The sequence below is a fragment of the Flammeovirga sp. OC4 genome, assembly GCF_000812565.1.
GTDB lineage: Bacteria > Bacteroidota > Bacteroidia > Cytophagales > Flammeovirgaceae > Flammeovirga.
The window spans coordinates 60,124-79,125 of the sequence record NZ_JTAM01000049.1 but is presented as its reverse complement, the minus strand read 5'-3'; the positions used below and the strand labels follow the sequence as shown (position 1 = coordinate 79,125).

Annotated in this window: 8 protein-coding genes; all 8 read right to left on the bottom strand. The window is 36.1% G+C overall.

Going from position 1 to position 19,002, the window contains the following annotated elements; genetic code table 11:
• Nucleotides 1–256: 256 nt before the first annotated feature.
• The 8 genes from PL77_RS20800 to PL77_RS20765 all read right to left on the bottom strand — a co-directional run bounded on the left by PL77_RS20800 (nucleotide 257) and on the right by PL77_RS20765 (nucleotide 18,999).
• Nucleotides 257–9,991, bottom strand: coding sequence for an Ig-like domain-containing protein (locus PL77_RS20800; protein ID WP_044209768.1), 9,735 nt, complete (start codon nucleotides 9,989–9,991; stop codon nucleotides 257–259).
• A gap of 338 nt (nucleotides 9,992–10,329) precedes the next feature.
• A complete protein-coding gene (locus PL77_RS20795) occupies nucleotides 10,330–11,349 on the bottom strand; it encodes an aldo/keto reductase (RefSeq protein WP_044209765.1) in 1,020 nt (339 codons plus the stop codon).
• 84 nt (nucleotides 11,350–11,433) lie between these two features.
• Nucleotides 11,434–12,444, bottom strand: a complete 1,011-nt coding sequence (locus tag PL77_RS20790) for a hypothetical protein (RefSeq protein WP_156152461.1) — start codon at nucleotides 12,442–12,444, stop codon at nucleotides 11,434–11,436.
• 282 nt (nucleotides 12,445–12,726) lie between these two features.
• The gene (locus PL77_RS20785) at nucleotides 12,727–15,372 is read right to left on the bottom strand and encodes a S9 family peptidase (RefSeq protein ID WP_082026661.1); all 2,646 of its coding nucleotides are present in this window, start codon (nucleotides 15,370–15,372) and stop codon (nucleotides 12,727–12,729) included.
• Between the two features lie 313 nt (nucleotides 15,373–15,685).
• Complete coding sequence (locus PL77_RS20780) at nucleotides 15,686–15,976, bottom strand: antibiotic biosynthesis monooxygenase (protein WP_253274005.1); 291 nt, start codon at nucleotides 15,974–15,976, stop codon at nucleotides 15,686–15,688.
• A 29-nt stretch (nucleotides 15,977–16,005) separates the two neighbouring features.
• On the bottom strand, nucleotides 16,006–17,193 hold the full coding sequence (locus PL77_RS20775; RefSeq protein ID WP_044209759.1) for a potassium/proton antiporter: 1,188 nt from the start codon (nucleotides 17,191–17,193) through the stop codon (nucleotides 16,006–16,008).
• Nucleotides 17,194–17,347: 154 nt separating this feature from the next.
• Nucleotides 17,348–17,869 (bottom strand): DUF3124 domain-containing protein, encoded by a 522-nt coding sequence (locus PL77_RS20770; RefSeq protein ID WP_172665917.1) that lies wholly within the window; start codon nucleotides 17,867–17,869, stop codon nucleotides 17,348–17,350.
• 482 nt (nucleotides 17,870–18,351) lie between these two features.
• Nucleotides 18,352–18,999 (bottom strand): response regulator transcription factor, encoded by a 648-nt coding sequence (locus tag PL77_RS20765; RefSeq protein ID WP_044209757.1) that lies wholly within the window; start codon nucleotides 18,997–18,999, stop codon nucleotides 18,352–18,354.
• Between the last annotated feature and the right edge of the window lie 3 nt (nucleotides 19,000–19,002).

Below are 19,002 nucleotides of genomic sequence, written 5' to 3'. Positions count from 1 at the left end.
ATTCGAAAATTTAGTTTACAGCGTACTTATTTAAGTATTCTTCCTCATTTTTTGAATCATAATCACTATATAGGTTCGAAATAATAAACAAAGGAAAACCAATTATGAACCAAAGTATTGTTATCTTATTTTCCATTTTAATTTAGCACTAAAAAATTTTCAAAAACTTTTGTTCTATTTTTTTAAGCTCAAAAAACAACTTTAACAGTTATCTCCTTACTACCTCAATGTAAAAATAATTTCTCAAGTTTTCTATCTATTTCATTACAACAACCTTCTGAGCTTTTCCAATTTGTCCTTTCTGATCAAAATGATTTAAATAATATACTCCTGAAGGTAGGTGCTCTAAATTAATGCTATAATTATTCCCTGAGAAATTTCCTGATTTGATTTCTAACCCTGCCAAAGTCGTCAAGACCCATTGTGCATCAAATAAAGTACTTGGACTTTTTACAGTAATACTTCCTGATGTTGGATTTGGGTAAACAGTCCATTCTACATTTCCTGAAATTGGATCATTACTGGTCACATTTTTAGGATCAGTAGATACAAGGTGAGATACATCTCTTCGAATGGCTTGGAAAATTTCCTTGGTTGTATTATCCTGAACGAATACAATTACTTCTGCTTTATCGGTATCGTAAACTTGTGGGTTGTCCCAAGCTACAGTAAAGGTTTCTTGACTTCCTGGCGACCAACTTCTTCCAAAGAAACTCGTCCCTTCTGCTCCTGGAGCTGGACTCATCGATTTCATGACACTATGATGTGTAAATACACCTTCACTTACTTCCACTCCAAAAATTTCAGATTCAACTGTCACTACATGGACTACTATCTCACTTACTTCTCCTGAGAAATTGGCGTTGGAAGTCAAAGTGATTTCAATTTCATCTGGATCAGAAGGATTTGGTAAACTTATATCAATATCAAACTTAGGGTCTAATAAGGCTCTTGTGGCAATAATATTTTGGTAATTATCAATAAAATCTTCTGTGTGACCGCTGAAACTACTTCCGTCTACAATTGTACTTGGTGCATCAGTCACACCATAATAAAATCTTCGACCACTTGAAGGCTCAGGGTTATCAATATTTAAGGAATCGCTTTTTCCATCTACTTTAATATGATAATTGATGGCTAAGACGTCAAGATCAATAGTATTTAAAACAGAATCTAAATCTGGTAATTCTCGACTATCCTCTTGTTGTCCTGCATTCGTCATGGTCTCTACCACTACTACTTTCTTACGGTTACCAATAAATACATTATCAATGGACACTCCCTCATCTTCAAGGTCAGAATTGGACTTGAAGGCAAATCTTAATCTTAGATGTTCTTCTCCAATAAACTGATCCAAATTGTGTCGTATGGATTTATTTTCTCTGAATATACCGCCAGTTTCTTCAGTATTACCTGTCCATCCTTTTGAATCGGTATTACCTCCTACTACCTGATTACCAGGGTCTGAAAGTATATTGGAACTATTAAACCAACCGATAGGATCTTTCATATCTCCAAGTACATTCCAAGTTTGTCCTGAATCTAATGAGTATTGCAAGGTCACCCCATCAATATGTGCTTCAGCATCCAACTGCATATCAAAAATAATGGCAGGTCGACTTAAGCCTGAAATATCAAACGATGGTGTATTGAGATAAGAATCTTCACTTACATTATAATTCGTAGTCAAATTAGTAACCCATACCTTGGTATCTGTGATAATATTTTCGCCTTGAGCTACCCCATGTTCCCAACTTGAAGCTGTACCCCTAGGTATCCAACCTCCATCGGCACCATTGAAATCCTCAAAATATTCATCTTCTTCATTCGTGAGGTAAACTCTTGGAATGACATACACTGATTTTGAAATCACCTTAGAACAACCTCGTTTTGTGGTGACCGTTAAATCAACATCGTAGGTTCCCACCTGACCATATTTATGTGTAATGGCGCCATTTGCATTTGTAGTGGCATCAATCATAGCACTTGTTCCATCTCCAAAGTCCCACTCCCAAGTTGACAATGTATCAAAATCTACAACGGATGATATTTCTTCAAATTCCATATCCGCTCCAAATTCAGAAATCTTCCATTCAAAATCGGCATTTGGTGGTGTGCCTATGTATATACTTTGAGATGTGGATATATTGGTACAACCTGCATTGGTTTCAACTGTTAAAGTGACCGTTTTAAAACCACTTGTAGAAAAAGTATGCTCATAGGAAGCGGCTGAATCAGCACTTGTAATGTATTTTGATCCTTCACCTGCTCCAAAATCATAAAACCAACTGGTGATCACTGTAGAATCTGCTGTTGTTGTTAAATCCCTAAATTGAACTATTTTAGTATCACAAAATACATCAAAATTAAACTTCACATCAGGTACATCTACTATTGTAAAGTTTCTTTCTACATAATTGACACAATTGTTTTCATTGGTATAAGTATAACGGATGGTATGATTTCCTAATGGAGAGTTTTCAAGTACTACTTCATTATTTGAACGAATCAATGCACCTGTTGATGAAGTCAATACTCCTCCTGACACCGTAGTAATGACCAAAGGATTATCATCACTTTGACAGAATACTTGCCCCTCATCTATTCCAAATAAATCAAATAATGGAAGTGGGTGAATCACAATATCCAATTGAAGTGGTGCGCCTTCACATCCTAAATGAGAATCCGTTACATAATAAGTATATGTTGTTGTTTCTGTTACAGTTGTTGGATCTGTTGGTGTAAATGAGTTGGTAGTCCCAACCACATTCGTCAAGGCTGCATCACTATACCAAGTCACATCTTCCACTATACTTGATACAATCATAGGTTGAAGTATATCCCCCGAACAATAACTCAAGGTCGCTGCTACTGTCGGAATCTCAGGTCTCCTATTGATCGTCATAGTTACTTCAGTGGTATCACTCTCACAACCGTTTACTGTTTGGGTGATATAATAAGTCTTCGCATAATCTTGGGCACTATTGGGATCAGGAGGTGTAAAAGAGGTATTGGTGGATACAATACTTGACAATAATGCATCATCATACCATCTAATATTCGTTCCGGAAGTCACTGTAATAGGCTGAATTTCATCTCCTGAACAATAAATAGGAGCACGATTATCAACTACAGGTTTTGTTGGAGTTGGGTATACAGGAATATCAACTTGAGTCGGCAAACTACTACAGCCATCGGGTGTGATCTGCACTACCCAATAATTAATTGTATCAAGAGAGGCAAAACTTGGAGCATTGATACCAGGGCTAAAAACTTGATCTGTAGATATTCTTAATGTTAATCCTGCATCAGTGTACCATTCATAATTGGCACTACTCTCTCCTGAAGCTGAAATAGGTTGAATCAGATCATCTTCACAATAAGGTGCAATCGCCGCTACAACCGGTGCTTCCGGAAGAGCATTAATAGAAATATCAATTTGTCCGACTTCACTTTCACATCCATTCAGAGTACTTGTGGCATAAAGACTAGCAACAGAGTCTGCTACTACTGTAGAAGAGAAAGTTGGTAAATAATTATTCCCTGAACCTAATAAGGTTGTTTTGGATGCATCAGAATACCACCTGACATTAACACCTGTCGCAATACTTAAGTTTGGCAATGGATCTCCACTACAGATCAGTGAAACCGAATTAAAAGTTGGGACATCTGGTGTTTTGTAAATCGTCAGTGTTGTTGAAGTGGCTGTTCCTTCGCAACCATTCGTCGTTTCTGTCACATAGTATGTGACGGTTGAATCTGCTGAAACATTTGTATTAATAGCTGGCGTAAAGTCATCTCCAAAACCAACCTGATTTGTTAAACCTGCATCAGAATACCATTTGATATTATTTCCGGGAGTGGCTACTGATAGTGAGGTAACGATATCTCCTGAGCAATATACTAATTGATTACTAGCATCAAGTGATGGTGCTACCGGGCGAGGATAAACAGGTATATCCACTTTATAGGGTGGACTCATACAACCATCAGAGGTAATTTGTAATACCCAATAATTTAAAGTATCCAAAGTCGGGTAACTTGGAGCATTAGTCATTGGGTCAAATGTAGCTGTTGTGGCTACTCTTGAAATCAAACTTTCATCAGAGTACCACTCAAAACTGGCATCAGCTTCACCTGATGCAGTAATGGCCGACAATGCATCTCCTTCACAGTAAGGTGATATACTTGGCACGGTCGGTAAAGCCGGTAATGCATTTATATTAATATCCACCGAAGACACTACACTTTCACATCCATTCAGAGTACTAGTAGCGTAAATAGTTACTGTAGAATCATTGACAACTGTAGTCCCAAACGAAGGTAAGTAAGTGTTACCTGTACCCAATAATGTGGTCTTAGAAGATTCTGCATACCATCTAATATTCGAGCCTGTAGCAATACTGATCGTTGATAACGTTCCTCTAGAACAAACCAATGATACAGGATTAAATGTTGGTGCGTCTGGTGTTTTATAAATTGTAAGTGTTGTTGAAGTAGAAGCACCTTCACAACCATTCGTTGTTTCTGTTACATAATAAGTAACGGTCGAATCTGCTGCTACATTGGTATTGATGGCTGGGGTAAAATCATCACCGAAACCTACTTGGTTTGTTAGACCAGCATCAGAATACCATTTGATATTATTTCCAGGAGTTGCCACTGACAATTGATTTATCACTTCTCCAGAGCAATAGATCAATTGATTACTCGCCGATAAAGTCGGTGCCACTGGTCTCGGGTAAACAGGTATATCCACTTCCAAAGGTTCACTTTCACATCCATCTGTTGCAATCTGAATTACCCAAAAATTCAACGTATCTAACGTTGGATAACTTGGAGCATTCATCATTGGGTCATAGGTTGCCGTAGTCGCTTCTAAAGAAGACAGTGTTTCATCAGAGTACCATTCAAACAAAGCTCCAGTTTCACCACTCGCCGTCATTGCTCCAATCATATCTCCCTCACAATAAGGTGATACAGCAGGAACAGTCGGCATTGCTGGTAATGCATTAATATTGATATCCACTGAAGAAGTACTACTTTCACAACCATTTAAAGTACTTGTAGCATATATCGTCACTGTTGAATCATTTATCACATCTGTCCCAAAGGATGGTAAATAATTATTACCTGTTCCTAATAATGTTGTAGCCGAAGCATCTGAATACCACCTGACATTTGAACCCGATGCAATGTTTAAACTTGACAATGCATCTCCAGAACATAGTAAGGTTACAGGATTAAAAGTGGGTGGATCTGGAGTTTTATAAATTGTCAAAGTAGTTGATGTTGGAAGCCCTTCACAACCATTCGTAGTCTCGGTAACATAGAATGTGATGGTCGAATCTGCTGACACATTGGTATTGATAGCAGGCGTAAAACTATCCCCAAATCCTACTTGAGTAGTGAGTGATGCATCTGAATACCATTTAATACTATTACCTGGAGTTGCTACAGATAAAGAAGATATTGTTTCACCTGAACAGTAAACGGTTTGATTCCCTGTTGCCAATGTTGGCGAAGGAGCTTTAGGGTAAACTGTTATATCCACCTTCAAAGGAGCTGATGTACACGATTCAGCATTGGTTTGCCTTACCCAATAAGAAATAGTGGTCACCGTAGATACCATACCTACATCTGCAGGCGTCAATGTGTTAGATGTACTTAGAATGGTTGAAAAAGATGCATCGGAAGACCATGCGAATTGTGCTCCCATTACGCCTGAAACTTCTAAATCTTGTAAACCGGTATCTTGAGAGCAATAATCTGGAACAGAAGATATTAGAGTGGGTGCCACAGGTAATGGCTTTACATAAAGGGTATCCCTTACTTCTCGTGTACACCCTTCAGTATTTTCATAAGAATAAGTGATGACATGTGTAGAGTAATCACTTGTACTTGTCTCTCCTGCATTTGTAGCAGCTACAGAAGGGTGAAATAGAATAGTACCATCCATTTGTGTTGTAATTCCACTGGATCCAGTATCAATACTCCAAGTTACACCACTTCCCGAATAAGCGGCACCTCCTTCCATTGGAGTAATGGTTACGTCACCCTCGCTAAAACATACTGAATCCGAAGATGAACTCCTTGCTAATGTCACTTCTTCGTAACCATAAACTGTAACAATTGAATCAACCGAGTTTGCACATGAATTACCATCAGTATATGTAAACGTAATTTTAAAATCTTCATTCAAATCAAATTCATCTCCATTAGCCAATGATGGAATAAATGCACCTGTTCCATCACCATAACTAATTACTGCCCCTGCCATTGCATCAGAAGAAGAGAATACACCTGAAGATACATCCACTCCTCCTGATTTACCTTGTAAAAATACAGTATCTGCATCGAAACAAAAATCTCCATCGTCTGATGGCATTGTATAATCAAAACTAACCGTTGGTAATAGATTTATTGAAAAATTGACAACATCAGTCGCAGAACATCCATTTCCATCTGTATAAGTATAAGTTAGAGTGTGGTTTCCTTGTGATAAGCTTGATGGAGAGATAGTAATAGGGCTTGATCTTGGGATGTTTGAATCTAAACGGAATGTACCATCAGTTGTCAATGAACCGTCTACATTTGCATTCACACTAAAGTCTGCTGCATCAATACAATAATTGAGCTGACTCATATTTATATCCGCTACATGGTTCTTAGTGACAGTTACGGATTGTGAAACACTAAACTCTAAAGGTACCAATGGGGTGTTATCTTGGTATACAGCTGTAATTGTCACTGTTTCATCTTGTCCATCAGCAGTAGAAGTTACTACAGTAGCAGGCGTAAAAGTTGCACCAGATGGTGTACCAGTTCCTGAAGTACCAGTTCCTTCAAAACGTACTAATGTATAGGGCGGAACACCACCTACAAATGAAGGGGTTCCTCCTGGAATAGATAATGCAACAGCTGCATCATCCTCACAATAAAGCGGATTGAGGTTAATAACACTTGAACCATCATAAACCGTAAAAGAAACTTGGTCAATTTTCTCACACCCTCCTTTAGTAATATGGTAATTAACAATATGAGTCCCTTGACCAGCCAAATTAGGATAGAAAGAATTTTCTCCTGGTCCACTTCCCGTACTTACTACTCCTGGTCCAGAACAGTAAAAATTTTCCCCGGCTCCCAATCCTGAAGCTGCTAAAGCTACACCTGCAGTTTGCTGATCACTATAGTTGGTGGTAGTGGGAGACAATGTATAACCCGTGGGTTCAGATGGCACCGTAATCGTTGATGTCGCTGAAGACGTAGAGGTACAATTTTCAGAAGTTATAATTCTTCTGAAAGTATAATTTCCCGCCGTAGATACGCTTGACAAGAAATAACTTTGTGAAGTTGCTCCAGAAATATTTGTATATCCACCTCCATTTAAGCTTTGCTGCCATTGATAACTATAAGCCGTACTTCCTCCTGAAGGGGAAGAACCTACAATAATTATAGGCTCAGATAAACACACTAAGGTTCCAGAGGAATTTGTAATTGTATTATTGGAAATATTAGAAGTTAGGACATACGTCAGTGTATTTGAAAAGGACTCGCATCCGCCTGATCTCACTCTTCTTCTAAACATATATGTCCCTGCTGAAGATATTACAGGTGAGTGAGTATATGAAATCGAAGTTCCTGATATATTTCCCCAATTGTCACCTCCGTCTGTACTCATTTGCCATTGGTAAGTATAAGAAGCATTTCCTCCTGAAGGTGTTGATCCTGTAAAAACCAAGGTATTTGCTGCTATCGTATTACAATACCCTGCAGCACTAGTAGAACTGATGGTGTTAGAAGATATATCAGCATTTATATTAACAGAGATAGTGTTAGAATTCAATGCAATCCCCTCACTCGTTACCACTCTTCGATAAGTGTAGACCCCGCTTGATAAACCGGATGTTTCAGTATAGCTTTCTCCATAGGAATTCAAATTAATGTAACTCCCTCCATCTTTTCGTCGTTGCCATGAATATGTGTATGAGCCGGAACCGCCTACAGCAGAAGTACCAGTTATGGTGTAAGTATAGTTATCGGAATTACAAAAAATAGTTGTACCCGGAGCTGTAACTGTATTTGTCAAGGCAGGGAAAAAGGTATTGGTAGAACTGTTAGTTGTTGTCGTTACAGTTGAAGCCACATTACCTGCTTCATCTACAACAGGAATTGAAAAACCAACATTGGTATAAGCACCTGGTGTGGAAAATGTTCTTGCTGCTGTATACGTCAAACCAGATTTAGAAGGTGTGACTGAAATACCTCCTAATGTCACATTAAATGAAGATTGCAAATTTTCATCACTTATAAAAGTTAAGGTAGATTGATCCCCATCTGCTACCATTGAAGTATTGTCCGCATTATTAGAAATAATCGTTACACTCGTCAATGTTGGCGGTGTTATATCGATTTCCAAATTGATACTTCCAGAAGCCCCCACATTTCCATAGACATCCTCAGCATGAAATGACAATGTATGAGTCCCTTCAGATAGAGTACTCAAAGTGATATCCTGATTGGTTCCAGTAATCGTTTCTCTTGCCACTTCACCATCCAAGTTACTACTTATAATTAATTCTTTATCATCTGAATCATCTAGACCTAAAAAGGAATAAGTTGGCGTTTGGTCGTTTGTTTTATTATCACTTGTTGTGCCTGAATCTGAGCCTGCTGCTAAAGTAGGAGTTGACAACGCACTAATTGATACTGATTTATAATCTACAACCTCTATATTTGATGCATTGGATTCATTACCAGCTTCATCAGTAACTTTTACAGTAAAATTATAACTTCCAGCTGCTGTTAGTGATGTTGCTGTAATGTCATCATCACCTGTACTACTGAGTGTTCCATTAGAATTCGTGCCTTCCAATAACTCTATCGTAGTACCTGACTCAGACACTACATTAAAAACGGGTGTATCATCGTTCGTTTTCCCATCCTCGTCATCTCTTCCTGTATCAGAAGTTGATAAAAAGCTTAATACTGGGTCTGAAGGAATACCTGTATCAATAGTAATCGATAAAGCAGAAGACGAAAGTCCTTCATTTCCTGCCGAATCCACCACCATACATGTGATGCTATGCGTTCCATCAGTCAAGCTATTCAAAGTAAAATCAAAGGGTGACGCACTATAATTGAAGCGTCCGACTTCACCATCAACATCGCTTTCAAAAACGACCTCGTTTCCTGTCTCAACTGCAAGTGATGCAACATTTATTTCTGGTGTATCATCGTTTGTGAGGTCATCTGAGTTATCACTTCCACTGTCACTTGTTGTTTTCAAATCTAACGTTCCTGGCGTTGCAGGTACAGCAGTATCAATAGTAACACTAACAGGTTGAGAGGTAAAAGTAAGATCGCCGTTAGTATCTTCACCGTAAGCATATATGGTATGATCCCCATCGCCCAAAGTAGAAGAAACTAATAAATCTGCTGAACCCGTTGCAATAGTTGTCCCAATTGTTGTCAGACCTGATTTTAAATAGACAATGTTAGTGGCCGTAGAGTTAATTGTAAATAATAAATTACTCAAACTCGTTACACCATCATTATTCAGTTCTCCAAGATCTGAAATTGAATTCAATGAGAATTGAGTAGCACTTGATTCTAACCCGGCACTTGTATCAATAGTATAAGTGTCTGCGGAGGTAGTTGTCAAAGGATCATAAGTCAATGAAAACCCCACTCCATCTGCATAATTCCCTCCAAGATTTACGTATATAGTATAATCTGTACTCGGTGTATTTTCAATTATCGTAATCTCACATGAAGAAGTGATATCCGCATTACCCACCAACTCTTTAACTGTAAAATCAGAAACAGAGGGTGTAATCGCTGTCACTTCAAAATCCCATGAAAGAATAACACTTTGTGTCGGTGAACTCCCAATTTGTGTAAAAGTATTTATTTGTGCATTAGCAGCATTTACCACTAGGAATATACCTAGTAAAAAAAAGAATAATATTGGGTATTTATTTTTAATCATATCTAATGGTTCAACAGCTTTCGCAAAACAATAAACAAAAAAATTCCACCCATCTAAATTTTCACATCTACAAATCGATATGATCGTTAAAATATAAATGTAAAATATTAAATGACTACAATTGAATTACTTAATGTTAGGAGACTGATTATTTAATTTAGTAGTAGCTTTGATTTTTGTTAATATACGCAAACAGCAGCTTAAGGTTTAACTTTAGTAGTGACATTTTATGACACTTCTTATTTTAATTATAATCTAAAAAAAATACAACTCTTATTTTCACAGTTAAAGAACTGAGGCAACATATATTACCTCAGTTCTCAATATCCTACTATTTTCTAAAAATCAATTTTATCATACCAACCTCCAAAAGCATAATTCTTTACATTATCCTCTTTCAAGAATTTTGTAGGAAAGCCCAAATCAATTTTACTGATATCAGTTAAAATTTCAAGGTCCTCTTTTGGTAATTCCCACTCCAGACATTTCAAATTATCCTCTACCTGATGTGGTTTTCTTGAACCAATAATTGGTATAATACTTTTATCTTGAGCTCTCAACCAGTTCAATGCAACTTGAGAAGGAGACTTACCCAATTTGTCAGCAATCTCAGCTACTTTTTTTGCTATTGCGATATTATGGGGATTAAACTTTACACTTTTCTCGGAAAGCCTACCCTCTTCTATCATACCATTATTGTATTTACCAGAAAGCAAACCTGCACCAAGAGGTGACCATGTCGTCACAGACATTCCATAATGTTTGGCCATTGGCAATAATTCCCTTTCTATATCGCGAGTAACCAGACTATACTCTACCTGAAGTCCTACAAATTCTTCCCAACCTCTTAATTCAGCCATCATATTGGCTTTGGAAACAACCCAAGCAGGAGTATCTGAAATACCAATATAACATACTTTGCCTTGAGCAATCAAGTCGTTCATAGCTCTAAGTACTTCATCTACACGTGTAGTCGAATCCCACATATGGACCCATAAAATATCCATATAATCGGTGTTCATTCTTTTCAATGAAGCCTCCACTGTACGCATCATATTTCTTCTCGAATTACCTGTTCCATTGGGGTGGCTGGCATCTTCAATCAAAGTGTATTTTGAGGCTAAAACGTAACGATCCCTTTCTCCATTTACAAATTCACCTAGAAATTTTTCGGATGTTCCATTGGTATAAAAATTGGCTGTATCTATAAAATTCCCTCCAGCATCGGCAAAGGTATCAAATACTTTACTTGAAGTTTCAAAGTCAGCTCCTGTTCCCCATTCTTCTCCGAATGTCATTGCACCCAGACATAGTTCCGAAACTTTTAAACCAGACTTACCAAATAACTTATATCTCATTTTTTATCAGAATTTTGTTTCAAGATAAATCTAATTTAAACAATATGAGTGAAAGTAAAACGATTTGGCAAGGGTTTAAATTTTCTAAATTCCAAATCGGTAATTGATACCTGTCATAATAAATTTTGAATAGTCAGAAACCCCATATTCTCCCCTCAGCCAGATTCTTTTATTCAGCTGAAATTGCCCTCCAAATTGGAATGTCCATTTCTTAATTAGTTCTTTTTTGATGTGATAGTCTACTGTTGAATTCATAACTCCTCCTTCTCCTATTTCCAAGTTGTATTCTTCATTTATACTATTGATTGTCTTGTCCAATAAGCGTTGTTGGATGGGCGTAAGTTGATTATACCAATCATTATAATGTTTATCTAACTCCGGTAATGCTTCTTTGACCTGAATTGCTCCCATATTAGTTTCTCTACTATTAAAGTTCCTATACATGGCTCCGACATAAAAATTGACAAGTCTATCCTTCTTTTTTAGATGGAACGTTTTACCAACTCGTAGTGAGGTCACTACTACATTGACATCATTTTCCAACAAATCAGTATGAGTACCTGAATAATTCACATCGGCAGAAATAAAATAGTCTTTATAACCATAGTTGAGCGTCATTCCTCCACCAAATGATATAGCATCAAAAATTACACTGGACTTAAAAAGAGGCATTTTTCCCGAACCAAAATCAGGTTGTAATGCTACTTCAGTACCTCCTTCAACATATGAAAATAATCCATATACATTAAGAAATGGTAATGTAAATAAATCCCCTCTTAAATTTATACCATTGGAATATGCCCTTGTGGTTTGAAAGCCTAACGTTTCTTCATTTAAGATCGAGGAAAGGTCTGTTCCATTGATCCCCATTCCAAATTCTGATATCCCCAAATACATTTCGTTGTATACATAGTGAACAGAAATACCTGCTGGAAGTGGAAAATCAATTCCTTTTTCTTCTAGAATTTGTCCCCATATTGGAAAAGTATAGGGATATTTTTCAGTGCTATCATTTTCAATTGTCAAAAAGTCTGACTGTGCTATTAATGGATTTGAAATTAATAATAGCATTAAAATAGTGGTAAGTTTTCTCATTAAATTGATTCTGCTGATTGTAATAAATTTTGTAGTCTCCAAATATAGTTAGCGCACAAACATTTTGATCTTAAACATTTTCACACGTTCGATACAAAACTCACTCAAGGAACTACAAATCAGCAAACAAAGCACACATCAACTCAGTAGTAGCATTAACAATCAAAAGGATAAATTACCTTATTCTGTTATTTGTTATAATAAATTATGAAAAAAAGTAAGGCCACTCCCAATGAAGGAAGCGGCCCGTGGTTTTAAAAAAAACCAGCGATACTAAATATCTTAATTATCTTGTTTCAATACGAAAGTGATTTTTGCATTACCCATTTGTGGAGAAATTCTAGTGTCTTGTACACTCATTTTGTCTTCCATATTGATTGTAAATTCTATGATCTCTTTAGGATTATCAAGGTTAGTAACCTGAACAACTGTCAACTTATCATCCTTCTTCTCTTTTACACTAACTTTTAACTGTTTCATCTTTTGAGTCATCAAGTCAGGAGAAACAAAAACCGTTTCATAACCATCTGTTAATGGAAGTCTTGCTAAGAAGAGATCTAACCCTATATCAGCACATAAAACAGCTCCATCGACTGGAATGTTGAATTTGCGTCCCATCATTTCAATTTCCACATTCTCGTCTGTAAAAGTCATCAAGAAAGTCTGTCCAGCTTGATTAATTTCTCTCTTCACCGGCTTCATATCCTTTACGTACAGTTTATCCATTACCTCACCCATTGGTGAATTCGCTTTATCTGTAATTGTGGTAAATTCGCCTTCTTTTTTCACGGAACGATGCGTCGTCATAGGAATTTTCTTCCCTTGAACTTCTATGGTTACATCATAATCATACTCCCCTTCATTGATATCAGTAGTGGCAAATGCAAAAGATTTATCTGTTGCTACCTCTTCTTTTGGAGTGTAAGTCACTTTTGATACATCAACAGTAATTTCACCTAGACGTTTCATGACTTCATCAGAACCACCTTCTTGATACCTTCCACCTAAATGCTTTGCCAAGAACTTCTCTGTTGCTACCCACATCGCCATGTTGTTGGTTGGCTTTCTAAAACCATGCCCTTCATCATCAGCTAACAAGTATTCCACTTCTTTATCTGCATCTCTCAATGCTACAACAATCTGATCACTCTCTGCTTGCTTTACTCTTGGGTCATTTGCACCTTGAATAATCAATAGAGGTTTTTTCATTTTGTCCACATGGAATAAAGGACTTGCTTCCTCAATCAGTTTTTTACCTTCTTCTGTCTCAGGATCTCCTGTCATTTCATATAATGATTTCCTAAATGACTCCCAATAAGGAGGGATAGACTCCAATAATGTAAATAAGTTACTTGGACCTACGATATCAACACCACACGTATATAAATCTGGTGTAAAAGCAAGTCCGGCAAGAGTAGCATAACCACCGTAACTTCCTCCCATTATCGCTACTTTAGATTGATCTGCAATCCCTTCATTGATTAAATATTTCACACCGTAAGTGATATCGTCTTGCATCAGTTTCCCCCACTCTTTGTTTCCTGCATTTAAGAAGGATTTGCCATAACCACCACTTGCTCTAAAGTTAGGTTGTAATACTGCATAGCCTCTATTAGCCAACATTTGAACATAAGAGTTATAACCCCAGTAATCTCTTGGGCCTTTTGGTCCACCATGTACTAACACTACTAGCGGAAGGTTTTTTGCTTCTTTATTTTTTGGAATAGTCAAATAACCAGGAATCTCTAAACCATCACTACTTTTATAAGTAACCGGTTTCATTTCAGTGAGATACTGCTCATTTTCTTTCAATTTTGGTTTTGGAGTATATTGGTGAATTAGCTTTTTAGTATCACTATTATAATAATACACCTCAGGAGCATACTTGTCACCTGACACCGAAATCAGCATTTGCTTGTAATCTTTAGTGAAGCTAGAAAATCCAACTTCTCTACCTTTGAATTGCTTTTCTAAATGCTTGAATAATTTTTCCCACTTTTTATTTTTCCAAAGTCTTTCTCTTTTATCGTAAGTATAAGATGTATATAAAAGTTCTCTTGTATTATCATCGATAAACACACCTCCAAAGTCTACTTTATTCTTAGGGTCACTTTCTACTTTTTCGGTGGCTTTTGTTTGAGGATCCATCAAATATAAGGTTGACAAATCAACATCACCTTTATTCGATACTAAATAGAAACGAGAGTTATCCTTGTTCCACCCACTTACGTAAGCACTTTCTTTTAGGTTTGTTTCATAAATCTTTGTGAACTCATTATCGCCATCAACACGCATAATTTCAGAGTGTCCTTTATCATTTGTTCTGTAAGCTAACCTTGGCTTTTCATCCCAGTCAAAATTCCAACCTGTAATACGGTTATTATTCTCAAAGATCAATGTTCTTTCACCTGTAGCAATATCCACTTTGTAAAGGTCATGCCAAGCTTTATCACGATCATTGATACCCACCATCATAATATTAGGTTGGTTACGGCTTACTTGATAGATCTGAATTCTTACATCTTTAAGAGGCGTTAGGTTCTTTGCTTCAGGTACGCCCTCTTTGACTTCGGCCATTGGGTCAACGGCATACACGTTAAAGTTTTCATCGCCTTTATTGTCTTTAACATAAAGGATGTACTTTCCATCGTACGTCCAAAAATACCCTCCAATAGGTCTTTCATTATCTGTTAGTGGCTTTGCTTTTTCGAAAGGCTCATCGAATTTTTTAACCCAGATGTTTAGTGTGCCGTTGTACTCTTTTAAGAATGAAATAAATTTCCCATCAGGACTTAATTGCCCTCCTGCGATTTCAGGATTTCCAAAGAAAATTTCTCGATCCAGCAACGGAACTTCCTGTTTTTGAGCGTAAGTTTTAGTTCCCATTAATAGAATTAGGGATAAATAGATTAGAAATGTGTTTTTCATTATTTAATTTGTTCTTGAAGTTTTTTTAAGCTTTAAGCTTATTCAATAAATAGAATAATTAGTTAGGAAAATAAATAGACTTTGCTTTTTACATAAAATAAATGTTTAATGATAGAATGATGTAACGTCGGTCATTTAATTTCGTTTACGAAAAATAATTTATTTAATATTTTTTAATATTAACACTTTAATTTTAAATCAATAGACTGGAAATAGTTCCTTTAATTTTGAAGTGTACTATTTCAATAAAATCATTAAGCCCCATTTGACTCGATGAATATACTCACTTTTATGGAAATACAATAAATATTTGTTAGAAACTATTTTCCAAAACAGTAGAATAGTGTTCAACTTCTGGGAAAGGCTCATAATAATGATGCAAAAGAGCCTTCCATTTTAAATAAGCTTCGGACTTTCTAAATCCAATTTCATGTGCCTCTACTGAGTCCCAGTTCACTAATAATAAGTATTTATTTTTATGTTCAATACATTTTTGGAGAGTATGCCCTTTATAGCCCTCAATTGAACTAATATATTGCCCTGCCGTTTCAAAATCAATTTCAAATTGCTGCTCCATTCCTTCTTTCACTTGGAGGTTTGCCATTTCTAAAATCATAATAATCGTCGTTTACTTTAAGCTCTTAAAACCTTTGTTTTCTTTGCTACCCATTCCATTGAGAAAGGATGGATCAGTAAAGATAAGAAAACAATGAAACTGACGATGTAAAAAATGAGTTCAGCATTCTGTAAGTTTTCTAACAATGGAATCAATGCAAATACAATAGGTGTTGCTCCTTTTAATCCACTCCATGATATGAATAGCTTTTTTCTGAAAGAATGTCTCATCGGAATGTAAGAGGTAAAAACTCCCAAAGGTCTTGCAATGAAGAATAAGAATAATGCTGGTAAGATGGCCAAAGGAATAATCTCTAATAGTTCTTTTGGATTGATTTGAAGCCCCAATAATAAGAACATAATAGATTGAGCTAACCATGAAATACTATTAAAAAAGTGTAGAGTATTGTCCTTATAATGGTACTCTACAGTATTTAACATCACCCCTAAAATGTAAGCACCTATTAAGGCATTACCTCCTAAAAAGTCATTGATCTTTAAGAATACAATCAAGGCACACAATAAGAAAATTGGAATTAATCCTTCTTCTACAAACTGAATTTTCTCAAGGATGTATTTTATGATCAAAAATAGGAAGAAAGATAATCCACATCCCACGAATATTTGTTGTACAAAAAATGTCAGGTAATCCAAATAAAAGACCTCTGCACCAGATGCTTTAATGATACTTACAAAAATCAACGTTAAAATAAGTGCCATCGGGTCATTGGTTGCTGATTCAAACTCCAACACTTTGTCCGTATTGTATTTCATCTTCATTTCCTTCGATTCCAATACGCCAAAAACAGCGGCTGCATCTGTAGATGAAATAATAGCTCCAAGTAACAAACCTTCCACAATCGACAAAGGTGTCACTAAACTCGCAAAATAACCTAAGGTGAAAGAGGTGACAAAAACACCGACATTGGAAAGTAATAACCCTTCGGCAAATACCCTTTTAATGTCTTTGATGTTGGTATGCAACCCTCCTACAAAGATAATAACAACGAGTGCCAATTGACTAATAAGGTCTGTTTGAGTAGGATTATGAAATGCAAAGGAAGATTCACTGTCGTTCCCTAAAAAGAGCCCCACACCGATGAAAATCAATGCAGCGGGAATTCCGTAATATTTGCTTGGGTTATAAAGCAAAATACCTACTGCAATAAAAAAAGCAATTAATAAGATAATTTCATTACTCAACATAAAGGAATTTAATTTTAACAATAGAACAACTTTTAACGAGATTTCAGTCCATTTAGCTTCTGTCTGTTGTTGTGGTTTATCACTAATAGTTTTGCTCTTGAAGTCTCTCTAATTGTTTCAAAATGACAACTTAATTTTCTCGTTTACTACTGTTCTATATAGCATTAATGGAAGAGATGACTTTTGAAGGAGAAGTGATGGCAAAACCATTACTGCCTACGTGACCAATACTTACTGCTTCTATGATTGGTAAATCCAACAGTTCTTGCTCAGCGCCGTAATTTACAATAAAATTCGCTCCCGATCCTCCTTTTTGATCGTTGTATTCTACAATAAATTCTCTTGTTTCAAGAGGTCTGAGCTTATGTGTTTCTTGAACGTATATTGATACCAACTCTCCAAAACTATTATAATAATCTACTTTGTCAACATAAATTGACTCTGTAAGGCTCGTATTTCGAATACTCAAGACTACTGTACAATAGACATTTTTTTCTGCACTTCTGTAGTAAAGATTAGAATAGGCTGATACATATCTTGTTTCTTGAAAACCTAAATTAGGAACAAAATCATCTGACAAAGAGATTCTATTCACTTCCTTATCAATATTCATTTGCTCTCGCCCTCCACCTTTACAAGAAAAGAGAATAATACTACAAAGAATGATGATGATCATAGCTCTGAAATTAATTCGTTTAAAATAATTCAACATAGTATTTACCTTATTTTTTAAATGCTAAATAAATGAAGAACCCAACTAATGCGACTGCACCGATCATTAATATAAATTTTGCCATAACGTTTTTAATTTAATTTGTTTACGCTTACAAAATTCATCAAATAAGACCTCTTTTATATTGTGTTATCACTACGGTTTAAAAAAGTAGAGAATCACATAAACAGTCTAGGTGTTTCACGTAACGTTCACCTTGTGTACTCAACAATGTAGTCCTTCAATAATGCTTTCAATAGAAGAAATAGACATTAAAAAAAGTCCGATTCAACATGAATCGGACCTTTAACTCAACTAAAACTTTACAATTCTTGATGTTATTGTATTACTACTCTATTTTGTATTCAACATTGTAAATTTAGCTGTTCAATTCCTTAGTTTCTTAAGTGAAAAACCAATATTAGGCTATTGGTGAATCACGTAGACTACAAATCTGAGAATAAATTACGCTCTATTGCATAGAGTACTAATCCTGCCACATTTTTACAACCTGTTTTTTCTATAAGATTTCTTTTATGAGCCTCAATTGTTCGAGTGGTCACAAAGAGTTCTTCTGCCATTTCCTTATTCGTTTTTTCCTTACAGATAAGGTGCAATACTTCCAATTCTCTCTCTGTTAGTGCGATATCTGTAATGGTTCTTTTCTTAATTTTAGGTTTCGAAGAAAGCCCTTGCATAATCACCTGAGTGACTTGACTAGAGTAAAAATTCCCACCTTCGTGCACTGTTTTAATTGCATTGATGAGTTCTTGTTGGGTACAATCTTTTAAGATATAACCCTTTGCCCCTGCCGTAAGCATTTGCTTTATATTTTGATGCTCATTGAGCATTGTCAACGCCAGCACTGCAACTTCAGGAAAGTCATTACTCAATTGTGTTGTAAATGAAATACCATCCATGACTGGCATCATAATGTCAGTGACTACTACGTCTACTTCTGAAGTCTGCATTAATTCTAACCCTTCTTTTCCATTCATGGCTTCTCCAACCACTACAATATTTTCATCTTCAAGAAAAGTCTTTAAACCATTTCTGATCATATGGTGATCGTCTACTAAAATTACTCTAATCATATT

Bases quoted from the DNA above. Each gene is read 5' to 3' on its own strand.
- PL77_RS20800 (WP_044209768.1), bottom strand. From the start codon at position 9,991: ATGATTAAAAATAAATACCCAATATTATTCTTTTTTTTACTAGGTATA.
- PL77_RS20795 (WP_044209765.1), bottom strand. From the start codon at position 11,349: ATGAGATATAAGTTATTTGGTAAGTCTGGTTTAAAAGTTTCGGAACTA.
- PL77_RS20790 (WP_156152461.1), bottom strand. From the start codon at position 12,444: ATGAGAAAACTTACCACTATTTTAATGCTATTATTAATTTCAAATCCA.
- PL77_RS20785 (WP_082026661.1), bottom strand. From the start codon at position 15,372: ATGAAAAACACATTTCTAATCTATTTATCCCTAATTCTATTAATGGGA.
- PL77_RS20780 (WP_253274005.1), bottom strand. From the start codon at position 15,976: ATGGCAAACCTCCAAGTGAAAGAAGGAATGGAGCAGCAATTTGAAATT.
- PL77_RS20775 (WP_044209759.1), bottom strand. From the start codon at position 17,193: ATGTTGAGTAATGAAATTATCTTATTAATTGCTTTTTTTATTGCAGTA.
- PL77_RS20770 (WP_172665917.1), bottom strand. From the start codon at position 17,869: ATGATCATCATCATTCTTTGTAGTATTATTCTCTTTTCTTGTAAAGGT.
- PL77_RS20765 (WP_044209757.1), bottom strand. From the start codon at position 18,999: ATGATTAGAGTAATTTTAGTAGACGATCACCATATGATCAGAAATGGT.